Source organism: Variovorax restrictus (assembly GCF_051216715.1).
Taxonomy (GTDB): Bacteria; Pseudomonadota; Gammaproteobacteria; order Burkholderiales; family Burkholderiaceae_C; genus Variovorax.
This window is the reverse complement of the sequence record NZ_JBPJZH010000003.1, coordinates 83,329-102,540: the sequence shown is the minus strand read 5'-3', so window position 1 is coordinate 102,540 and position 19,212 is coordinate 83,329. Positions and strand designations below refer to the sequence as shown.

At 68.3% G+C, this 19,212-nt stretch carries 20 protein-coding genes; 8 read left to right on the top strand and 12 right to left on the bottom strand.

What is annotated here, in order from left to right:
* Positions 1–3: 3 nt before the first annotated feature.
* Genes ACSFA0_RS19990 through ACSFA0_RS19980 form a run of 3 tightly spaced genes read right to left on the bottom strand, consistent with a single transcriptional unit; the run spans position 4 to position 3,578 of the window.
* A complete protein-coding gene (locus ACSFA0_RS19990; protein WP_435452037.1) occupies positions 4–1,833 on the bottom strand; it encodes an IlvD/Edd family dehydratase in 1,830 nt (609 codons plus the stop codon).
* A complete protein-coding gene (gene denD, locus ACSFA0_RS19985; RefSeq protein WP_435452036.1) occupies positions 1,830–2,849 on the bottom strand; it encodes a D-erythronate dehydrogenase in 1,020 nt (339 codons plus the stop codon). Before denD ends, ACSFA0_RS19990 begins: the two co-directional genes overlap by 4 nt.
* 3 nt (positions 2,850–2,852) lie before the next feature.
* The gene (locus tag ACSFA0_RS19980) at positions 2,853–3,578 is read right to left on the bottom strand and encodes a FadR/GntR family transcriptional regulator (RefSeq protein WP_435452035.1); all 726 of its coding nucleotides are present in this window, start codon (positions 3,576–3,578) and stop codon (positions 2,853–2,855) included.
* A 221-nt stretch (positions 3,579–3,799) separates the two neighbouring features.
* Here ACSFA0_RS19980 and ACSFA0_RS19975 point away from each other — a divergent pair, with 221 nt between their 5' ends.
* From ACSFA0_RS19975 to ACSFA0_RS19960, 4 genes are all read left to right on the top strand, one after another.
* Complete coding sequence (locus ACSFA0_RS19975; protein ID WP_286646810.1) at positions 3,800–4,873, top strand: ABC transporter ATP-binding protein; 1,074 nt, start codon at positions 3,800–3,802, stop codon at positions 4,871–4,873.
* 131 nt (positions 4,874–5,004) lie between these two features.
* Positions 5,005–6,333, top strand: a complete 1,329-nt coding sequence (locus tag ACSFA0_RS19970) for an ABC transporter substrate-binding protein (RefSeq protein ID WP_435452034.1) — start codon at positions 5,005–5,007, stop codon at positions 6,331–6,333.
* 67 nt (positions 6,334–6,400) lie between these two features.
* Positions 6,401–7,309, top strand: a complete 909-nt coding sequence (locus ACSFA0_RS19965; protein WP_435452033.1) for a carbohydrate ABC transporter permease — start codon at positions 6,401–6,403, stop codon at positions 7,307–7,309.
* The gene (locus tag ACSFA0_RS19960) at positions 7,306–8,181 is read left to right on the top strand and encodes a carbohydrate ABC transporter permease (protein WP_435452032.1); all 876 of its coding nucleotides are present in this window, start codon (positions 7,306–7,308) and stop codon (positions 8,179–8,181) included. The genes ACSFA0_RS19965 and ACSFA0_RS19960 overlap by 4 nt, the downstream gene beginning before the upstream one ends.
* A gap of 16 nt (positions 8,182–8,197) precedes the next feature.
* Here ACSFA0_RS19960 and ACSFA0_RS19955 read toward each other — a convergent pair whose 3' ends face one another.
* The 9 genes from ACSFA0_RS19955 to glyQ form a co-directional block, all read right to left on the bottom strand.
* Positions 8,198–8,605, bottom strand: a complete 408-nt coding sequence (locus ACSFA0_RS19955) for a hypothetical protein (RefSeq protein ID WP_435452031.1) — start codon at positions 8,603–8,605, stop codon at positions 8,198–8,200.
* A gap of 97 nt (positions 8,606–8,702) precedes the next feature.
* On the bottom strand, positions 8,703–9,602 hold the full coding sequence (locus tag ACSFA0_RS19950) for a M48 family metallopeptidase (RefSeq protein WP_435452030.1): 900 nt from the start codon (positions 9,600–9,602) through the stop codon (positions 8,703–8,705).
* Positions 9,603–9,615: 13 nt separating this feature from the next.
* A complete protein-coding gene (locus ACSFA0_RS19945) occupies positions 9,616–10,350 on the bottom strand; it encodes a lysophospholipid acyltransferase family protein (protein ID WP_435452029.1) in 735 nt (244 codons plus the stop codon).
* Positions 10,350–10,931: a D-glycero-beta-D-manno-heptose 1,7-bisphosphate 7-phosphatase gene (gene gmhB, locus ACSFA0_RS19940; RefSeq protein ID WP_435452028.1), complete on the bottom strand. Its 582-nt coding sequence runs from the start codon at positions 10,929–10,931 to the stop codon at positions 10,350–10,352. Before gmhB ends, ACSFA0_RS19945 begins: the two co-directional genes overlap by 1 nt.
* Positions 10,928–11,458 carry a DUF6036 family nucleotidyltransferase gene (locus ACSFA0_RS19935; RefSeq protein ID WP_435452027.1) on the bottom strand — a complete coding sequence of 177 codons (531 nt, stop codon included), beginning with the start codon at positions 11,456–11,458 and terminating at the stop codon, positions 10,928–10,930. Before ACSFA0_RS19935 ends, gmhB begins: the two co-directional genes overlap by 4 nt.
* On the bottom strand, positions 11,448–11,777 hold the full coding sequence (locus ACSFA0_RS19930; protein WP_262073392.1) for a hypothetical protein: 330 nt from the start codon (positions 11,775–11,777) through the stop codon (positions 11,448–11,450). The genes ACSFA0_RS19935 and ACSFA0_RS19930 overlap by 11 nt, the downstream gene beginning before the upstream one ends.
* Before the next feature lie 24 nt (positions 11,778–11,801).
* Positions 11,802–13,931, bottom strand: coding sequence for a glycine--tRNA ligase subunit beta (glyS, locus tag ACSFA0_RS19925; protein ID WP_435452026.1), 2,130 nt, complete (start codon positions 13,929–13,931; stop codon positions 11,802–11,804).
* A 95-nt stretch (positions 13,932–14,026) separates the two neighbouring features.
* Entirely contained in the window at positions 14,027–14,581 is a 555-nt protein-coding gene (locus ACSFA0_RS19920) for a metal-dependent hydrolase (RefSeq protein ID WP_435452025.1), read from the bottom strand.
* Between the two features lie 25 nt (positions 14,582–14,606).
* Positions 14,607–15,518, bottom strand: a complete 912-nt coding sequence (glyQ, locus tag ACSFA0_RS19915; protein ID WP_435452024.1) for a glycine--tRNA ligase subunit alpha — start codon at positions 15,516–15,518, stop codon at positions 14,607–14,609.
* Between the two features lie 196 nt (positions 15,519–15,714).
* Between glyQ and ACSFA0_RS19910 the strand changes: the two genes are divergently transcribed.
* The 4 genes from ACSFA0_RS19910 to ACSFA0_RS19895 all read left to right on the top strand — a co-directional run bounded on the left by ACSFA0_RS19910 (position 15,715) and on the right by ACSFA0_RS19895 (position 19,076).
* Positions 15,715–16,689 (top strand): diacylglycerol/lipid kinase family protein, encoded by a 975-nt coding sequence (locus ACSFA0_RS19910; protein ID WP_435452023.1) that lies wholly within the window; start codon positions 15,715–15,717, stop codon positions 16,687–16,689.
* Positions 16,686–17,495, top strand: a complete 810-nt coding sequence (locus ACSFA0_RS19905; RefSeq protein WP_435452022.1) for a metallophosphoesterase family protein — start codon at positions 16,686–16,688, stop codon at positions 17,493–17,495. Before ACSFA0_RS19910 ends, ACSFA0_RS19905 begins: the two co-directional genes overlap by 4 nt.
* On the top strand, positions 17,488–18,315 hold the full coding sequence (locus ACSFA0_RS19900) for a phosphatase PAP2 family protein (protein WP_435452021.1): 828 nt from the start codon (positions 17,488–17,490) through the stop codon (positions 18,313–18,315). Before ACSFA0_RS19905 ends, ACSFA0_RS19900 begins: the two co-directional genes overlap by 8 nt.
* 116 nt (positions 18,316–18,431) lie before the next feature.
* Complete coding sequence (locus ACSFA0_RS19895) at positions 18,432–19,076, top strand: TetR family transcriptional regulator C-terminal domain-containing protein (protein WP_435452020.1); 645 nt, start codon at positions 18,432–18,434, stop codon at positions 19,074–19,076.
* The last annotated feature ends 136 nt before the right edge of the window (positions 19,077–19,212 follow it).

Genomic DNA, 19,212 nt, shown 5'->3' with positions numbered 1-19,212 from the left:
GATTCAGTGGTTGTCCCGCGGCACCCCAAACGTCGCATGGATCTTCTGATACTTCACCGCCGGCTTCAGCACCATGCCTTCGGACAACTCGTCGACCACCGCCCGCTGAATCTCCTGCCACGGCGTCTGACTCGGCGGATACGGATAGCCGCCGGCCGCATCGAGCTTGGCGCGCCGCGCCGCCAGCTCTTCGTCGGACACCAGCATGTTCGCCGTGCGCTTCTTCAGGTCGATGCGCACGCGGTCGCCGGTCTGCAGCAGCGCCAGCGCGCCGCCGGTCGCCGCTTCGGGCGAGGCATTGAGGATCGACGGCGAGCCCGAGGTGCCCGACTGCCGGCCGTCGCCGATGCACGGCAGTGCGGTGATGCCCTTCTTCAGCAGGTAGCTCGGCGCCCGCATGTTCACCACCTCGGCTGCGCCGGGGTAGCCGACCGGGCCGACGCCGCGCATGAAGAGGATGCTGTGTGCATCGATCTTCATCTTCGGGTCGTCGATGCGGCGGTGGTAGTCCTCCGGCCCGTCGAACACCACGGCCGTGCCTTCGAAGGCCATCGGGTCCTTCGCATCGTTGAGGTAGCGCTCCTGAAACTCCGGCGTGATCACGCTCGTCTTCATGATCGCCGAGTCGAACAGGTTGCCCTTGAAGTTCAGGAAGCCGGCGTTCTTCTTCATCGGCTTGGCGTACGGGAAGATCACCTTCTGGTCCTCGGTGAAGCGCCCTTCGCAGTTCTCGACGAGGGTCTTGCCGTTGGCCGTGAGCGCGGGCTGGATCAGGCCCTTGGCGATCAGCTCGGCCACCACGGCCGGCACGCCACCGGCGCGGTAGTAGTCCTCGCCGAGATACTCGCCGGCCGGCTGCAGGTTCACCAGCAGCGGGATCTTGTAGCCGTGCTTCTCCCAGTCGGCGGTGTGCAGTTCCACGCCGATGTGGCGGGCGATGGCGTTGAGGTGGATCGGCGCGTTGGTCGAGCCGCCGATGGCGGAGTTCACGATGATCGCGTTCTCGAAGGCGGCGCGGGTCATGATGTCTGACGGCTTCAAGTTCTCTCGCACCATCTCGACGATGCGCTTGCCCGTCATGTACGCCATCTCCTGCCGATCGCGGTACGGCGCGGGAATCGCGGCGCTGCCGGGCAGCGTCATGCCGAGCGCTTCGGTCAACGAGTTCATCGTCGACGCGGTGCCCATCGTGTTGCAGTGGCCGGTGGACGGGGCCGATGACGCGACCAGCTTGAGGAAGCCCTTGTCGTCGATCTCGCCGGCGGCAAGCAGCTCGCGCGCCTTCCACACGATGGTGCCCGAGCCGGTGCGCTCGCCCTTGTACCAGCCGTTGAGCATGGGGCCCGAGTTGAGCGCGATGGCCGGGATGTCCACCGTGGCGGCCGCCATCAGCTGCGCCGGCGTGGTCTTGTCGCAGCCGGTCGTGAGCACCACGCCGTCGATCGGGTAGCCGTAGAGAATCTCGACCAGCGACAGGTACTGCAGGTTGCGGTCGAGTGCGGCCGTCGGGCGCTTGCAGGTTTCCTGGATCGGATGGATCGGGAACTCGAAGGCGATGCCGCCCGCGTCGCGAATGCCCTCCTTCACGCGCTCCGCCAGCACGATGTGGTGGCGGTTGCAGGGCGCGATGTCCGAGCCGGTCTGCGCGATGCCGATGATCGGGCGGCCCGACTGCAGTTCGTCGAAGCCGAGGCCGTAGTTCATCGTGCGCTCGAGATAGAGCGCCGTCATGTCGGTGTTGGCGGGGTTGTCGAACCACGCCTGCGAGCGCAGTTTCAGTGCGCCCTTGGGCGTCTTCGGTTGGCTGCGCGGCGTGGGGCTTTTCTTTTTCACAGCGACAGTCCCTTCAGGGTTTGATCGGCGTTCGGCTGCGCCTTGCAGTCGTCGATGTAGAGCCGGATGATGTCCGCGAAGCTGTCGTGCGGGTGCAGACCGAGCCGGCCGGCCCGCACGGCGGTCGCGCCGGCCGGCCAGTTGGCCACGATCCCGGCCACGCGCTCGTCGCGCTCGAAGCGCACCAGCGCGCGCACCTTGGGGCCGGCCACTTCTTCCAGCGCATCGAGCATGTCCGCCACGCGCACATTGAGGCCCGGCAGATTGAGCGCGGTGCGGCCGACGAAGGCCTCGCGCGTGGCTTCGTACACCGCGATGAGCCCTTCGACCGTGCGCGTAGGCGAGGCCATCGGGTGCGACACGTCGGGCGACACCGGGCAGATCGATTCCACGCCCGCCAGCGGTTCGCGGATGATGCCGCTGAAGAAGGACGATGCGGCGCCGTTGGGCTTGCCGGGGCGCACCGTCACCGTCATCAGGCGCGCGGCGCGGCCGTCGAGGTAGCCCTTGCGGGTGTAGTCGGCGATGAGGTGCTCGCAGATGAGCTTCTGCGTGCCGTACGAGGTCTGCGGCGTGGGCAGCGTGTCGTCGGCCACCAGCTTCGGGAAAGGCACGGCCGGGTCGGGGCCGAACACGGCGACCGAACTGGAGAAGACGAAGCGCGTGACCTTGCCGCCCGCGTTGACCTGCGCGCGCAGCGCGTCGAGCAGCGCGCGCGTGCTGTCGAGGTTGGAACGCAGCCCAAGGTCGAAGTCGGCCTCGCATTCGCCCGACACGGCCGATGCCAGGTGGAACACGCCGTCGAAGGCCTCGGTCTTGAGCGCCTCGGTTTGCGTCAAAAGCGGGCCGGTGCGCGCTTCGACGCGCGCGTCGGCCACAAGGTCGGCGGGCGGCGGCGCGATGTCGGTCAGCACCATGCGCTCGATGCGCTGGCCGTCGAGCGTGCCGCGGGCCAGCAGGGTGCGCGCGAGTCGCGCGCCGAGGAAGCCACCGCCTCCGGTGATCAAGAGTTTCATCAGTCAGTCTCCTTCAAGTTTGTTTCGTTTGCGGCGCCTGGAAATGATGCCGCCTTCCACCAGCCGCTGCTCGCCCCGCAGGATGTGGTGCGTGGCACAGCGGCGGGCCTCGTCGGGGTCGCGCGCGGCGATGGCCTCGACGATGGCGCGGTGCTCGTGCTGCACCGCCTCCATGAAGTCGAGGCGACGCGCTTCATTGCCGCGGGTGATGCGCATGCCTTCGCGCAGGTACTGCTCGAGAAAACCGAGCAGCAATCGGAACTGGGGGTTGCCGCTCGACTCGCCGATCACGCGGTGAAAGGCCAGGTCTTCGGCGACGCCGTCGTGTCCGGCCGCGACCGCGGCATCGATGGCCTTGAGCGCGCGCCGCAGCGAGGCGATCTGCGCACGCGTGGCGCGCTCCGCCGCCAGCGCGGCGATCTCGCCTTCGAGCACGCGGCGCACCTCGACCACATGCACCACGGCCTGCACCGAGTCGAGAACGGTCGGGTCGAAGGCCAGCGGCTGGTTGGTCGGCGTCTGCGCCACGAACACGCCCGAGCCCTGGCGCGACACCAGCAGCGCACGCGAGCGCAACTGGTGCACCGCCTCGCGCACCACCGTGCGCGACACCCCGTGTGCGAGGGCGAGTTGCTGTTCGGTGGGAAGGCGGTCGCCGGGCCGCAGCGCACCGGATGCGATCTGGTCGCCCAGGCGCTGCGCGAGACGATCGGACAGGCGATCCGCCATCAGGCGAAGCGGTTCGGAAGAGGGGCGGACAGGAGAGCGGTTTGCCTGCACGGCAGCGGTGTTGTGGCGCACGGTTATCGGGTGATCATACAAATCACCGGGGGTTTTCTCCTACCGGTTTGCCCTGATACCGGTTGCAGATGAGCGGCAGATACTGCGCGGGCTGCGACGCGGAAGTCTCCTCGTCGCCCCTCTCCCGCGAACCCACAGGATTGCATTGCATGGCCAGTGTCACGATTCAGGCGGTCAAGAAGAGCTTCGGCGACGTCCCCATCCTCCACGGCGTCGACATCGACATCCCCGACGGTTCGTTCACGGTGCTGGTCGGCCCGTCGGGCTGCGGCAAGTCGACGCTGCTGCGGATGATCGCGGGGCTGGAGGAAATCCACGGTGGCGAGATCCGCATCGGCGAGAAGCGGGTGAACGACCTGCCGCCGAAGGAACGCGACATCGCGATGGTGTTCCAGAACTACGCGCTCTACCCGCACATGACGGTGCGCGACAACATGGCCTTTTCGCTGACGCTGGCCAAGGCCGACAAGGCGACCATCGCGAGCAAGGTGCAGCGGGCGGCCGAGATCCTCGCGCTCACGCCGCTGCTCGACCGCTACCCGCGCCAGCTCTCCGGCGGCCAGCGCCAGCGCGTGGCCATGGGCCGCGCCATCGTGCGCGATCCGCAGGTCTTTCTCTTCGACGAGCCGCTGTCGAACCTCGACGCCAAGCTGCGCGTGGCGATGCGCAGCGAGATCAAGGAACTGCACCAGCGGCTGAAGACCACGTCGATCTACGTCACGCACGATCAGATCGAAGCGATGACCATGGGCGACAAGATCGTCGTGATGCGCGACGGCCGCATCGAGCAGACCGGCAGCCCGCTGGATCTGTACGACCACCCGGCCAACCAGTTCGTCGCGGGCTTCATCGGGTCGCCGGCGATGAACTTCCTGCCGGGCACGCTGCGCCGCAGCGGCGGCGCAGCGCGCGTCGAACTCAAGGATGGCACGCAGCTCGACGCGCCGCTGCACGCGGGCGGCACCGACGGCCAGCCGGTCGTCTACGGCACGCGGCCCGAGCACCTCGCGCTGGCGTCGAGCGGCGGCATCCCGGCGCGCGTGGCGGTGATGGAACCCACCGGCATGGACACCTTCGTCGCCTGCCGGCACGAAGGCACCGAGCTGTCGGCCGTGTTCCGCGAGCGCCACGACTTCGCGCCCGGCAGCACGATCCACCTGCAGCCCGACCTGCAGCGCGCGCACCTCTTCGACGCGGCCAGCGGGCAAAGACTCGCGGCCTAGATATGAAACACCCCCGATGCGCCTGCGGCGCCTCCCCCTCAAGGGGGCAACACCAGCGGCCCGGCAAAGCCGGTTCCGCGGTGTTTCACGAGTAAGTCCATCCGCCATTCATACAACAGGAGACGACAACCATGAGTGATTTCAATCGCCGCAAGTTTCTCGAAGGTTCGGCCGGCGTGGCCGCAGCCGCGTCGGTCGGCGCCGGCACCGCCCTCTTCGCGCCTTTCGCCCATGCGCAGAACATGACGTTCAAGCCCGAAAAGGGGGCCAAGCTGCGCGTGTTGCGCTGGAGCCGCTTCGTGCAGGGCGACATCGATGCCTACATGGCCAACGTCAAGAAGTTCACCGAGGCCACCGGCGTCGAGGTGCGCGTGGACAACGAAGGCTGGGAAGACGTGCGACCCAAGGCGGCCGTGGCGGCCAACACCGGCGCGGGCCCCGACATCATCCTGTCGACCAACGACGATGCCAACCTGTACCCCGACAAGCTGCTCGACGTGACCGACCTGGCCGAATACCTCGGCAAGAAGTACGGCGGCTGGTACCCGGCCGGCGAGACCTTCATGCGCCCCGACGGCAAGAAGTGGCTGGGCCTGCCCCTGGGGGCTTCGGGTTCGCTCATCGTCTACCGCGAGAGCATGGTGAAGGCCGCCGGCTTCGCGACCTTCCCCAAGACCACCGACGACTTCCTCAAGCTGTACAAGGCGCTCAAGGAAAAGGGCACGCCGGGCGGCATGGCGCTGGGCAACGCGACCGGCGACAGCACCTGGTGCAACTGGCTGATCTGGTCGCACGGCGGCAAGCTGGTCGACAAGTCCAACAAGGTCGTGATCGACAGCCCCGAGACGATCAAGGCGCTGGAATACGCCAAGGAGCTGTACGCCAACTTCATCCCCGGCACGCTGTCGTGGCTGGACCCGAACAACAACAAGGCCTTCCTCGACGGGCAGATCAGCGTCACCAACAACGGCATCTCGATCTACTACGCCGCGAAGAACTCGCCGGACCCGAAGGTCAAGGAGATGGCCGCGGACATCAACCATGCCGTGTTCCCGATCGGCCCGGTGGGCGTGCCGACCGAGTCGCATCTGTTCTTCAACCAGATGGTCATGAAGTACACGAAGTTTCCGCAGGCTTCCAAGGAGTTCCTGCGCTTCATGATGGAGAAGGAACAGTTCGACCCGTGGCTGCAGGGCGGCGGCGGCTATGTGGCGCAACCGCTGCGCTTCTATGAGAACAGCGCGATCTGGAGCTCGGACCCGAAGAACCTGCCGTACCGCGACTCGGTGAAGAACCTGCGCCCGGGCGGCTACGACGGCAAGCTGGGCTACGCCTCGGCCGGCGCGGCGGCGGACTTCATCGTCGCGAACATGGTGGCCGAGGCCGCGAGCGGGTCGAAGACGCCGAAGGAAGCCGCCGAGCGCGCACAAAAGCGCGCCGAGCGCTACTACAAACTCTGAGCGACCCCGCCCGCCCGGCGCTGCGGTGCCGGGCGGCTTGCCCTCGTCCTTCGACCACATCCCGCCCATGAACTTCCTGGCCCGATTCCAGAACAGTCGCAACGCGCTCGGCGCCATGTTCATGCTGCCGGCAGCGCTGCTGCTGCTGGTGTTCCTGACCTACCCGCTCGGGCTGGGCACCTGGCTCGGCTTCACCGACGCCAAGGTGGGCCGGCCGGGCGAGTGGATCGGCCTCGAGAACTACGCCTACCTGTGGGGCGACGCGGTCACGCGGCTGGCGTTGTTCAACACGCTGTTCTACACCTTCGTGGCGAGCGTGTTCAAGTTCATCCTCGGGCTGTATCTCGCGATCCTGCTGAACAAGAACCTGCGCTTCAAGACCTTCTTCCGGGCGGTGATCCTGCTGCCCTACATCGTGCCGACCGCGCTGTCGGCCATCGCCTTCTGGTGGATCTACGACTCGCAGTTCTCGATCATCAGCTGGGCCCTGGTGAAGATGGGGCTGATCGACAACTACATCGACTTCCTCGGCGACCCGTGGAACGCACGTATCTCGGTGATCATCGCCAACGTGTGGCGCGGCGTGCCCTTCGTCGCGATCACGCTGCTAGCCGGGCTGCAGACCATCTCGCCCTCCTACTACGAAGCGTCGGCCATCGACGGCGCGACGCCCTGGCAGCAGTTCCGTCACGTGACGATGCCGCTGCTCACGCCCATCATCGCGGTGGTCATGACCTTCTCGGTGCTGTTCACCTTCACCGACTTCCAGCTGATCTACGTGATCACCCGCGGCGGCCCGCTGAACGCGACGCACCTGATGGCCACCCTGTCGTTCCAGCGCGCCATCTCCGGCGGCGCCCTGGGTGAAGGCGCGGCGATCGCGATCGCGATGGTGCCCTTCCTGCTGGCCTGCGTGATGTTCAGTTTCTTCGGCCTTCAACGACGTGCCTGGCAACAGGGCGGGAGCGACAAATGAGCAACCCGAACCAGGTCGACAGCGTCGGCATGAGTTACCTGGACTCGATCCCGCGCAAGGCGGTGACGGTCTACATCCCGCTCGTGCTGTTCCTGATCGTGCTGCTGTTCCCGTTCTACTGGATGGCCGTCACCTCCGTGAAACCCGAGGCCGAACTGCTGGCGCGCGACGGCAACCCGTTCTGGGTCATCAAGCCGACGCTGCAGCACTTCTACAAGCTGCTGTTCGAAACGGCGTACCCGCAGTGGCTGTGGAACACGGTGCTGGTGTCGGTGGTGTCGACCTTCGTGTCGCTCGCGGCCTCGGTGTTCGCGGCCTATGCCATCGAGCGGCTGCGCTTCAAGGGTTCGAAGCAGGTGGGCCTGTCGATCTTCCTGGCGTACATGGTGCCGCCGTCGATCCTGTTCATCCCGCTGGCCAACGTGGTGTTCAACCTCGGCCTGTTCGACACGCGTTGGGCGCTCATCCTCACCTACCCGACCTTCCTCATCCCGTTCTGCACCTGGCTGCTGATGGGCTACTTCCGCTCCATCCCGGCCGAGTTGGAGGAGTGCGCGCTGATCGACGGTGCCAGCCGCTGGCAGATCCTGGTGAAGATCGTGCTGCCGCTGGCGGTGCCGGGCCTCATCTCGGCCGGCATCTTCGCCTTCACGCTGTCGTGGAACGAGTTCATCTACGCGCTGACGTTCATCTCGTCGTCGGAAGTGAAGACCGTGCCGGTCGGCGTGGTGACCGAGCTGGTGCAGGGCGACGTGTACCAGTGGGGGCCGCTGATGGCCGGCGCGCTGCTCGGCTCGCTGCCGGTGGCCTTCATCTACTCGTTCTTCGTCGAGTACTACGTCTCGGGCATGACCGGGTCGGTCAAGGAGTAAGTCGCGCCGCCGAGGATCACTCGGCGACGGGGCGCTGCGACGCCATCGGGCGTTCCCGGCCGCGCTCGGCACGGGCGCGTGCTTCTTCGAGGGCCGCGAGTTCGTGGGCCGGCATGGCACGGGCGGTGGCACCGGCGCGATCGGGGGTCCATCGCGCCGCTCGAGCGGCCGCGACATAGTTCCATGCAGCCAGCGCGATGACGGCAGCCACGAGGCCGGTCAGCACAGGTCGGCGGCGTCTCGGCAGTGCGGTCTTCGCGCTGACCAATCGCGGATGCCCATCCACATCGGCAGGCTGCCATTCGAAGACAAGCCCGTGTCGGTCATCGCGCTGAACGGCCGGCGCTGGATGCCCCGCCTCGGGTGTGTCCCGGCCGAAGGCGTGGCTGTACGCCGTCACGTCACGATTCAGTGCGTCCGCCATGTCGTCTGTCTCCGTCTTGCCCGCGATATCGCGGTACCGATGCTCTGAAGACAGATATCGGCAGGCAGGAGAGAAAGTTGAGCAGCAACCCGCCGCGCTACCAGCGCGGAACCGGCTCGTCCTTGAGCTGCTGGCGCAGCGCGCCGTAGTCGGGCACCACGCTTTCCACTGTCTCCCAGAAGCGCGGGCTGTGGTCCATCACGCGCAGGTGCGCGAGTTCGTGCACCACCACGTAGTCGATCACCGGCATGCGGTAATGCACCAGCCGCCAGTTCAGGCGAATGGCGCCGTCGGCGCTGGCGCTGCCCCAGCGGGTGGCGGCGTTCGACAGCGAGAGCTTGGTCCAGCGCACGCCCAGCTGCGGCGCGTACAGCGCCAGCCGTTCCTGGAAGATGCGTTTGGCCTGGCGCATGAGCCAAGCCTGTGCGGCATCGCGGATCTGCGCCGTGGTCGCATTGTTCGCCACCGACAGGCGCAACTCGCGCACCCCGCCCTCGCCCGGCTCGGCGTCGAGCATCGCGCCGATGCCGTCGAAGGCATGGCGCGGGTCGAGTCGCACCGTGACCTGCTCGCCGAGGAACGGGAGGCACGCGCCGTCACGCCATTCGATGCGGGCGGATTCGAGCCGCTCGTGCCGCTGCTGCGCCTCGTCGAGCTTGCGCACGATCCAGCCGGCCTTCTCCTGCAGGGCGGCGTCGACGTCGCGCAGCGCGACCCAGCGCGGCGCACGCACCGACAGGCCTTCGGCACCGACCACGAAGCCGATGGTGCGACGTTTGCCGCGCGCGAACTCGTAGGCGACATGCGCATGGCCCAGCACCGCCTCGCGCGTGGCGCGCGGGTGCACGAAGCGCTGGAGGCGCAGCGTGTCGGTCAACGGCACGGCAGGCAGCGACGGGCCCTGGGGCTCGAGCTTCGGCGCCACGGGTGCAAGCGGCGGGGGCTCGGCGCGCAGGTCGTCGAACAGGTCCAGCGTGAATTGCATCAGGCCGCGCATCGCACGCCTTGGCTCAACGGTAGGCCTCGGGGTCGAGCCGGCGCATCTCGGCTTCGATCCAGGCCTCGACCTCGCGCATCAGTTCGTCGGGCTTGCGGCCCACGCTGGAAATGGCGGGGCCGATCGACACATCGACCACGCCGGGCCGCTTGACGAAGGCCTTGCGCGGCCAGACCTTGGCCGAGGTGACGGCGATCGGGATCACCGGTGCGCCGGTCTCGATCGCCAGCCGCGCGCCGCCGCTCTTGTAGGTGCCCTGCTGGCCACGCGGGATGCGCGTGCCCTCGGGGAACATGATGATCCAGATGCCCTGCGCCAGCAGCGCGCGGCCCTGCTTCACCACCTTGTTGAAGGCCTGGGCGCGCTGGCTGCGATCGATGTGGATCATGTCCAGCCGCGCCATCGCCCAGCCGAAGAAGGGCACGTAGATCAGCTCCTTCTTGAACACGTAGGCCAGCGGGTGCGGCATCAACGTCGGCATGAGGAAGGTCTCGAAGGTCGACTGGTGCTTGACCAGCAGCACCGCGCCGGCGCGTTGTGCCTGCGGCAGATTCTCCATGCCGTTGACGCGCGTGCGGATGCCGAGGATGACCCGGGCGCCGCCGACGGCCCAGCCGAGCCAGCGCTCGGCCATCCAGTACAGCGGCTCGCCGCGGCGCCAGATCGACGCCACGCACATGATGATGCCCCACGGAATGACGGTGATCAGCATCCACCCCATGTGGAGCACCGAACGCACGAACGCCATCAGACCGCCACCTGCAAGGCCGCCTTCTGCGCTTCGCGCGCGAGCAGGAAATCCACGAAGGCCGACAGGTCGTCGTGGACCCGCGTGTGGGCCGGGTACTCGGACGGCAGCGGGTCGACGTTGCGGCAGGCCGCGCCCATGCCGGTCAGCAAGAGGTGCGGCTCGCAGCCGGCCGCGGCACCGGCCTGCAGGTCGCGCAGGCTGTCGCCGGCGGTCGGCACGTTGGCCAGGTCGACGCCATAGCGTTCGCCGATCTGCAAAAACAGGCCCGGCTTGGGCTTGCGGCAGCCGCAGTCCTCGTCGGGGCTGTGCGGGCAATAGAAGACCGCGTCGACGCGGCCACCGACGGCGGCCAGCATCTTGTGCATCTTCGCGTGCATCGCGTTGAGCGACGCCACGTCGAACAACCCGCGGCCCAGGCCCGACTGGTTCGACGCGATCACCACGTGCCAGCCGGCATGGTTGAGCTTGGCAATCGCCTCCAGCGCACGCGGCAGCGGCGTCCACTCCGTCTCGCTCTTGACGAAGTCGTCGCGGTGCAGGTTGATGCTGCCGTTGCGGTCGAGGATGACGAGTTTCATGGGGAAGAGGCTTTCGCTTCGAGCGCACGGCGATCGATCCACGCCGTGAGATGCGGGTACTTGGCGGCGTCGAGCATCGCGGCGCGTTCGCGCAGCGTGGCGACGGCGATGAGCGATCGCTGGATGAGTTCGCGCACGAACAGTGCGTCTTTCTCGCGGGCAGCCACACACTTGGACAGCGCAAGGTCATGCAGCTCAGGGCAGATGACCGTCAGCTCGCCGACGTAGTGAAGGCTGGCCCGCTGCATCCAGTCGGCCGGCATCACCGCTGTCTCGGGACCGACGCCGTCGGCGTGGTAGCCGAAGGTGGTGTCGAAGCTCGACAGCGCACCGATCGCGCTATCGATCAGGTCGGACTTTTCCGGATGAAGTGCGGGATAGAGATCCAGTTCGCGGGAGACCAGCAGGGCATCGGGCGCATGCGGCATCAGAAACAGCAAGGCCTGGCTGCCCACCACGACGAACGACTGCTCCTGCGCAATGGCCGCCGCCGCTCGGAGCACATGCTCCGCCTCGCTACGCTGCATCGTCGCCCCGTCGCGCGGCACGCAGCATCTCGCCGCGCTCGGCCTGCGTGATCAGCACGCCCACTGGCGAGACGCTTCGCAAGGCCGCCGCGTGATCGTCGGTGCCGCAAGTACCGAGTTCGATGGCATCAATGCCCGCAGCGAGCATCGCCTGCCATTCGTCCCAATAGGGGTCCGAACGCGTGGCGCCGGCGTTCGTCCGCCAACGCGAGAGCGTGCCAACGAGCTCGGCCAGGCGAGGCGGATCGGCGCGCAGACGCGCCACCGCCAGGCGGTGTGCCTGCAGCAGGAAGTCGTCGATCTGCTGTTGCCGGTTCATGCGCGGATTATCGAATGCGGTGCGTCAAGCCGCCAGCCGCTCCAGCAGCGCCACGCGGTTCATCGCGCCGTGCAGCAGCTTCAACAGCCCGAGGCGGTTCAGCCGCAGGTCCATCTGTTCGGCGTTGACCATCACGCCGTCGAAGAAGGCGTCGACCGGCGCACGCAAAGCGGCCAGGGTCTGCAGCGAGGCGGTGTAGTCGCCGGCGTCGAACTGGGCATCGGCCGCGGGCAGGATGCGCTGCATGACCTCGTGCAGCGACTTCTCGGCCGGTTCCTGTAGCAGCACCGGGCTGACGTGGGCGTCGGCCTCGGGGGACTTCTTGAGGATGTTGCCGATGCGCTTGTTCGCGGCGGCGAGGGCGGGGGCTTCGGGCAGTGCGGCGAAGGCGCGAACGGCCGCCAGCAGCTTGGGCACGTCGCCCAGGCGCTGCGGCTGCGGCGCCAGCACCGCATCGACTTCCTGCGGGCTGGCGCCCTGCTCGCGCAGGCTGCCGGCGAGGCGGTCGAGGATGAAGCCTTCCAGGTCGACCACGGCGCGTTCGCGGTCGAAACCGTCGATGCCCTGGAAGACGGCGGCAGCACCGGTCAGCAGGGATTTCAAGTCGAGCGGCAGGTCCTTCTCGATCAGCATGCGCACGACGCCCAGCGCATGCCGACGCAGTGCGAAGGGGTCGCGGTCGCCGGTAGGCAGGTTGCCGATGCCGAACATGCCGACCAGCGTCTCGAGCTTGTCGGCCAGCGCCACCACCACGCCGACTTCGCCGCGCGGCAGCGTGTCGCCGGCGAAGCGCGGCTTGTAGTGGTCTTCGATGGCGTCGGCGACGTCGACGGCCAGGCCGTCGTGCAGCGCGTAGTAGCGGCCCATCGTGCCCTGCAGCTCGGGGAACTCGCCGACCATGTCGGTCACCAGGTCGGCCTTGGCGAGTTGCGCGGCCTGGGTGGCCTGCGCGGCGAGCGTGCCGTCGCCGAGTTGTTCGGCGATGGCGCGCGCGATGTGCATCACGCGCGTCACGCGTTCGCCCTGCGTGCCCAGCTTGTTGTGATAGACCACCTTGCCCAGCGATTCGACGCGCGAGGCCAGCGACTTCTTGCGGTCCTGGTCGAAGAAGAACTTGGCGTCGGCCAGGCGCGGGCGCACCACGCGCTCGTTGCCGCCGACGACGGCGCTGGCGTCGTCGGGCGTGATGTTGCTGACGACCAGGAACTGGTTGGTGAGCTTGTCGTCCGCATCGAGCAGCGGGAAGTACTTCTGGTTGGCCTTCATCGTGAGGATGAGGCATTCCTGCGGCACGTCGAGAAACTCGCGCTCGAAGCTGCAGACCAGCACGTTCGGCCGCTCGACCAGCGCGGTGACTTCGTCGAGCAGCGCATCGTCGTCGATGGGCTTCGCGCCACCGCCGACCTTCGCCGCAGCCTGCGCCAGCTGGCGGGCAATCTCGGTGCGGCGGGCTTCGAAGCCGGCGATCACGGCGCCCTCTTCTTCCAGCTGCAGCGCATAGCTGCCAGCGTCGCGCAGCACCACTGGGTCGACCTTGGCCTCGAAGCGGTGGCCGTGCGTCTCGCGGCCGGCCGTGAGGCCCAGGGCTTCCACCGGCACCACGTCGCCGCCGTGCAGCGCGACCAGGCCGTGCGCCGGGCGCACGAAGCTGACACTGGTCCAGCCGGGCAGTTCGCCGTTCTCGAGCTGGTAGCTCATGACCTTCGGGATCGGCAGCTTGGCGATGGCTTCGGCCAGCGCCTTTTGCAGGCCCTCGGCGAGCGTCGCGCCCTGGGCGGTGCTTTCGTAGAACAACGCCTCGGCCTTGCCGTCCATGGCGCGCTTGAGCGCGGGCACAGCGGACGCGTCGGCGCCCAGCGCGCCCAGGCGCTTGAGCAGCGCTGGCGTGGCGTTGCCCGCCGCGTCGAGACCGACCGCCACCGGCATCAGCTTCTGCGAGACGGCCTTGTCGGCGGCCTGCGCCACCACATTCGTCAGGTGTGCGCCCAGGCGGCGCGGCGAGGCGTACGCGGTGAGTACCGTGTCCGCATCGGCCAGGCCGAGCGCGACGAGGTGGTCGCGCAGCACGCCGGCGAAGGCATCGCCGAGCTTCTTCAGCGCCTTGGGCGGAAGTTCTTCGACAAAGAGTTCGACAAGAAGGTTGGCAGACGACATGGCTCAGAGGGGTAGGACGACAACTGCGCCGAGGACGGCGCCGGTCACGGGCGCGCAGCGATGCGGCACCGTGGAAGGGAAGGAATGGAAGGGACTCATCGGGCCATCACGCCGTCATGGCGCCGGTCCGCGGCACGACGTGCCACGAGCGCCAGCACCGACACCGCCAGCAGGGGCGCCCAGACCGTGGCCATCTCGCTGAGCAGCACGGTGGCGCCGCGTGGCGAGAAGAAGCGCTTGAGCGCGATCGGTGACACCTCGATCGGCCGCCAGGGGCTGAAATAGCGCACGTCGACGAAGGGCCAGAAGAACGCGATGCCGATGCCGCCATTGGTCAGCATGTCGAGCAACGGATGAGACGCAGTGCACAACGCGATCCACGTCCAGCCCACCGCGCGGCGCATTCCCCAGCGCGGTGCGAACCACCAGCCGGCCAGCCCGAGCAGCAGCGCGAACACCAGGGTGTGCGTGAAGCCGCGGTGACCGCCCATGCCACCGTAGGCCACGCCGAGCTTGAAGGCCAGGCCGTCGAAGTCGGGCGCGATGGACGCGAGCATGCCGGCGAGCAGCGCCGACACCGGCACGCGCCGCGTGCCCAGCGCAATGGCTGCGCAGACGGGAACGGCGACGTGGGTGAAGATCGTTGGCATGGCGTCGGAGTGGCATCACGCAGGGTCAGGCGGCGACCTTTTTTGGCGGCATCTGCGCGACCCACTCGCGCGGGGCCATCGGGAAACCGAGCCGTTCGCGGCTCTCGTAATAGCTCTGCGCCACGCTGCGCGCGAGGTTGCGGATACGGCCGATGTAGGCGGCGCGTTCGGTCACGCTGATGGCGCCGCGCGCGTCCAGCAGGTTGAAGCTGTGCGCGGCCTTGAGCACCTGTTCGTAGGCAGGCAGCGCCAGCTGTTCGGTCATCAGGTGCTTGGCCTGCTTCTCGTGCGCGTTGAAGGCGGTGAAGAGGAAGTCGGCGTCGGAATGCTCGAAGTTGTAGGTCGACTGTTCGACCTCGTTCTGCTTGTAGACGTCGCCGTAGCTGAGGCCATCCGTCCACGTGAGGTTGTAGACGTTGTCCACGCCCTGCAGGTACATCGCCAGCCGCTCCAGGCCGTAGGTGATCTCGCCCGTGATCGGCTTGCAGTCGATGCCGCCGACCTGCTGGAAGTAGGTGAACTGCGTCACCTCCATGCCGTTGAGCCAGACCTCCCAGCCCAGGCCCCAGGCGCCGAGCGTGGGGTTCTCCCAGTCGTCTTCGACGAAGCGGATGTCGTTCTTCTTCAGGTCGAAGCCCAGCGCCTGGAGCGAGCCGAGGTACAGCTCGAGGATGTTCGACGGCGCGGGCTTGAGCACCACCTGGTACTGGTAGTAGTGCTGCAGGCGGTTGGGGTTCTCGCCGTAGCGGCCGTCCTTGGGGCGGCGGCTGGGCTGCACGTAGGCGGCCTTCCACGGCTCCGGGCCAAGGGCGCGCAGAAAGGTGGCGGTGTGCGAGGTGCCGGCACCGACTTCCATGTCGTAGGGTTGGAGCAGCGCGCAGCCCTGGTCGGCCCAGTACGACTGCAATTTGAGAATGATTTGCTGGAAGGTCAACATGGAAGCTGGCCGGCGCAGGCCGGACATTGGACAGTCGGCGGGCCGGGGCCCGCGAAGGCGCCGATTTTACGGGCCGGGCGGCGCGGCTTTGGCGTCTCTCCCACACGCGGCCGGGCGCTTGCCCGCCGGGCCGGCGGTCGCGAGGATGCGATAACGAGCAACACGCCTGCCACGGGCGTCCACCTGTACCCACCCGATGCCCACCACGCCACCCGACCTCGCACCCGACGCGCCTCTTTTCATCGTCCTGAACGCCGGGTCGGGCAAGCGCACCACCGAGCCGGTGCGCGCCGCCGTCGAGCAGGCCTGCGGCGCGGTGGGGCGGCGGCACCGCATCTTCCTGGTCGAGCAGGCGGGCCAGCTGCAGGCCTTCGCGCGCGAGGCGGTGGAGCGGGCGCGCGCCAACGGCGGCATCGTGGTGGCGGCCGGTGGCGACGGCACCATCAACGCGGTGGCGCAGGCCACGCTGGGCAGCGGCTGCGCCTTCGGCGTGCTGCCGCAGGGCACCTTCAACTATTTCAGCCGCACCCACGGCATCCCGGCCGAGAACGAGGCGGCGCTGCGGGTGTTGCTGAACGAGCCGCCGCGCGCGGTGCAGGTCGGCCTGGTGAACGACAAGGTGTTCCTGGTCAACGCCAGCCTCGGGCTCTATGCGCAACTGCTGGAGGAGCGCGAGGCCTTCAAGCGCGACTACGGTCGCAGCCGGCTGATCGCCCTGGGCGCGGCCGTGGTGACGATGCTGCGCGGCGGCCACCGCTCGTGGCGCCTGCGGATGGCGCTGCGCGGGCAGGAGCGCGACGTGCGCACCCGCTCGCTCTTCGTCGGCAACAACGCGCTGCAGCTGCACCAGGTCGGCATCGACGACGCCGACGCGCCGGAAGAAGGCCAGCTCGCCGCCATCGCGGTCAAGCCCGGCCGCTGGTGGTCGCTGCCCGGCCTGCTGGTGCGCGGTGCACTCGGCAAGCTGGGCGACGCCGAGAACATCGTGAGCTTCCCTTTCTCGTCGCTGACCGTGAAGCCGGGCGGCACGCATGCCCGTCGACGCATCAAGGTGGCGACCGACGGCGAGCTCAACTGGCTCGACATGCCGCTGCTGTTCCGCGTGGCACCCGAGCCGCTGTGGCTGATCAAGCCAGTGGTGGCGCCAGAGCTGGAGGCGGCGCGGGCATGAGCGTTCTGCTGCAGATTTCCGACACGCATTTCGGCACCGAGCAGGCGCCGGTCGTGGCTGCCCTGGAGGCGCTGGTGCACGACACGCAGCCGGCGCTGGTGGTGCTGTCGGGCGACATCACCCAGCGCGCGACGCGGGCGCAGTTCGGCGCCGCGCGCGCCTTCATGGACAGGCTCGGCGTGCCGTGGCTCGCCATCCCGGGCAACCACGACATTCCGCTGTTCCAGCTGGGCGCGCGTCTGTTCACGCCTTACGGCCGCTACGTCGACGCGTTCGGCGCCAACCTCGAACCCGAATTCGCGTCGCACGACTGGTTGGTGATCACGGTCAACACCACGCGCTGGTATCGGCAGGCCGACGGCGAGGTGTCCGAAGCGCAGATCGCACGCGTGGCGCAGCGGCTCGCCAGCGCCACGCCCACGCAGCGGCGCGTCGTCGTCACGCACCAGCCGGTGCTGGTGACACGACCCGAAGACGAGAGCAACCGACTGCACGGCGCCGACGCGGCCCTGCGCCGCTGGGCCGCGGCCGGGGCCGACCTGGTGCTGGGCGGCCACATCCACCTGCCCTTCGTGCGGGCGGCGCACGAGGCCGACGTCGGTGTGTCGCGCGCGCTCTGGGCGGTGCAGGCCGGCACCGCGGTGTCGTCGCGCGTGCGTGGCGGCCAGCCGAACTCGGTCAACCTGCTGCGCGCCGGCGCGGCGTCCGGACCGCGCACTTGCACGGTCGAACGTTGGGACCACGACGCCGCCGAAGGTCGCTTCGTGCCGGGCACAGTGCAGACGCTCGCGCTGGCTGATGTCTGACGCACCCGGCACCCCGCTGCTGATCGCGCTGGCGGGCGCGGTAGCGCCGCATGCCCTGCCGGTCTTTCTGCTGGTGCTGCTCGCGGCCGTGGTGGCCGGCGGCCTCGCCTGCGGGCGGCATCAGCGACGGCGGGCCGCCCTCGCGGCCGACGCCGAGCCTCGACCGCCGCGTCTGGTGCTCAGCCTGGCCCTGGGCTTCGCCGCCATCGTCGCCGCCGCGGCCCTGTTCACCTGGATCGCCGAACGCGCGACGCCGACCCACACACTCGGTCGCGCCGACCAGGCGCTGGCCGACGGCATTGCCGCGACGCTGCCCTGGGCCGCATTGCGCGCCTTCAGCCTGCTCACGCATTTCGGCGACCGCGCAGTGCTGATCGCGATCGGCGTCGGTGTGGCAGTGTGGCTGCTGTGGCGCCGCCACACCGGCCTGGCGCTGGGCTGGATGCTCGCGCTGGGCGGCAATGCACTGCTCAACCCGACCCTCAAGCGCCTGTTCGAACGTGCGCGGCCGGTGCACGAGCACGGCCTGGCGTTCGAGGAGAGCTACAGCTTTCCGAGCGGTCACAGCTCGGGCGCGATGGTGGTCTACGGGATGGCGCTGTACCTCGCGCTGCAGTTGCTGCCGCCGCGCTGGCATGCGCCGGCCGTGATGGCGGCCATCGCCCTGATCCTCACCACCGCCTGCAGCCGCATCTTCCTGCAGGTGCATTTCGCGAGCGACGTGGTGGCCGGCCTGCTGTCCGGCGGCACCTGGCTGGCGGTGTGCATCGCCAGCCTGAGGTGGGCCCGCCGGCGCAACGCCCACGCGACGCGGCGCTGAGCAAGCGGCACCGGCCCGCTCGAACCGGGGCGGTACCATTGCCACGCCGCGCATGGCGCTGCCGCTCACCTGCTCACGTGCACACTCCCGCCGACACCGCCCGCCTTTCTCAGGACATGCCTGCACCCGATGGCCCCCTGTCGCGGGCGCGCCCGGGGCGCGAACGCATCATGGCGGCGATCCGGGAAGCGGCCATTGCCGAATTCAGCCTGCACGGGCTCAAGGGCACGTCGACTCAGGCCATCGCGCTGCGCGCCGGCATCACCAAGCCGCAGCTGCATTACTACATCGCCGGCAAGGAAGAGCTCTACGAAGAGCTGCTGATGCAGGTGCTGCACGCGTGGAAGGTCGTGTTCTCCTTCGACCAGGCCGCCAGCGGGCCGGCCGCGGTGCTGAGCGACTACATCCGCAAGAAGCTCGACCACGCCTTCGACCACCCGGAGATGTCGCGCATCTTCACGCGCGAGGTGCTCGACGGCGGCAAGAACCTCGAGGGCTACTGGCCCAACTCGCAAGCCTGGACGCAGAAAAAGATCGACATCATCAACGGCTGGATCGCCCGTGGCCTGATGCGCCCGCTCGACCCGCGCCTGCTGCTGCAGCACATCTGGGCCATGACCCAGTACCACGCCGACTACGCCCTGCAGGCGCGCGTGATGATGGGTGCAGGCGCCGAGAGGCCGATCGACCGGGAGCAGGTGGCGCGCGAGTTGATCGCCTTCGTGCTCGGCGGCTGCGGCATCCAGACCACGCCAACCTGACAGGGCACGACACGGCCACTGGCGTGGCTTTCACCTTGAAACACTTGCAGGACACATTTGTGGGTAGACCCTGATGACCATCCAGGGCAAAGGGCGAAGGATGCAATCTCTGTACTACTTCCGTTCACGCGCGAAG

What these genes read in the sequence shown, in the direction of transcription:
- ACSFA0_RS19960 (WP_435452032.1), top strand. Translation starts at nt 7,306, where the DNA reads ATGAGCAACCCGAACCAGGTCGACAGCGTCGGCATGAGTTACCTGGAC.
- ACSFA0_RS19895 (WP_435452020.1), top strand. Translation starts at nt 18,432, where the DNA reads ATGCCTGCACCCGATGGCCCCCTGTCGCGGGCGCGCCCGGGGCGCGAA.
- ACSFA0_RS19955 (WP_435452031.1), bottom strand. Translation starts at nt 8,605, where the DNA reads ATGGCGGACGCACTGAATCGTGACGTGACGGCGTACAGCCACGCCTTC.
- ACSFA0_RS19970 (WP_435452034.1), top strand. Translation starts at nt 5,005, where the DNA reads ATGAGTGATTTCAATCGCCGCAAGTTTCTCGAAGGTTCGGCCGGCGTG.
- ACSFA0_RS19900 (WP_435452021.1), top strand. Translation starts at nt 17,488, where the DNA reads ATGTCTGACGCACCCGGCACCCCGCTGCTGATCGCGCTGGCGGGCGCG.
- ACSFA0_RS19910 (WP_435452023.1), top strand. Translation starts at nt 15,715, where the DNA reads ATGCCCACCACGCCACCCGACCTCGCACCCGACGCGCCTCTTTTCATC.
- ACSFA0_RS19930 (WP_262073392.1), bottom strand. Translation starts at nt 11,777, where the DNA reads ATGAACCGGCAACAGCAGATCGACGACTTCCTGCTGCAGGCACACCGC.
- glyQ (WP_435452024.1), bottom strand. Translation starts at nt 15,518, where the DNA reads ATGTTGACCTTCCAGCAAATCATTCTCAAATTGCAGTCGTACTGGGCC.
- ACSFA0_RS19975 (WP_286646810.1), top strand. Translation starts at nt 3,800, where the DNA reads ATGGCCAGTGTCACGATTCAGGCGGTCAAGAAGAGCTTCGGCGACGTC.
- ACSFA0_RS19920 (WP_435452025.1), bottom strand. Translation starts at nt 14,581, where the DNA reads ATGCCAACGATCTTCACCCACGTCGCCGTTCCCGTCTGCGCAGCCATT.
- ACSFA0_RS19905 (WP_435452022.1), top strand. Translation starts at nt 16,686, where the DNA reads ATGAGCGTTCTGCTGCAGATTTCCGACACGCATTTCGGCACCGAGCAG.
- ACSFA0_RS19980 (WP_435452035.1), bottom strand. Translation starts at nt 3,578, where the DNA reads ATGGCGGATCGCCTGTCCGATCGTCTCGCGCAGCGCCTGGGCGACCAG.
- ACSFA0_RS19935 (WP_435452027.1), bottom strand. Translation starts at nt 11,458, where the DNA reads ATGCAGCGTAGCGAGGCGGAGCATGTGCTCCGAGCGGCGGCGGCCATT.
- ACSFA0_RS19950 (WP_435452030.1), bottom strand. Translation starts at nt 9,602, where the DNA reads ATGCGCGGCCTGATGCAATTCACGCTGGACCTGTTCGACGACCTGCGC.
- ACSFA0_RS19945 (WP_435452029.1), bottom strand. Translation starts at nt 10,350, where the DNA reads ATGGCGTTCGTGCGTTCGGTGCTCCACATGGGGTGGATGCTGATCACC.
- ACSFA0_RS19965 (WP_435452033.1), top strand. Translation starts at nt 6,401, where the DNA reads ATGAACTTCCTGGCCCGATTCCAGAACAGTCGCAACGCGCTCGGCGCC.
- glyS (WP_435452026.1), bottom strand. Translation starts at nt 13,931, where the DNA reads ATGTCGTCTGCCAACCTTCTTGTCGAACTCTTTGTCGAAGAACTTCCG.
- denD (WP_435452036.1), bottom strand. Translation starts at nt 2,849, where the DNA reads ATGAAACTCTTGATCACCGGAGGCGGTGGCTTCCTCGGCGCGCGACTC.
- gmhB (WP_435452028.1), bottom strand. Translation starts at nt 10,931, where the DNA reads ATGAAACTCGTCATCCTCGACCGCAACGGCAGCATCAACCTGCACCGC.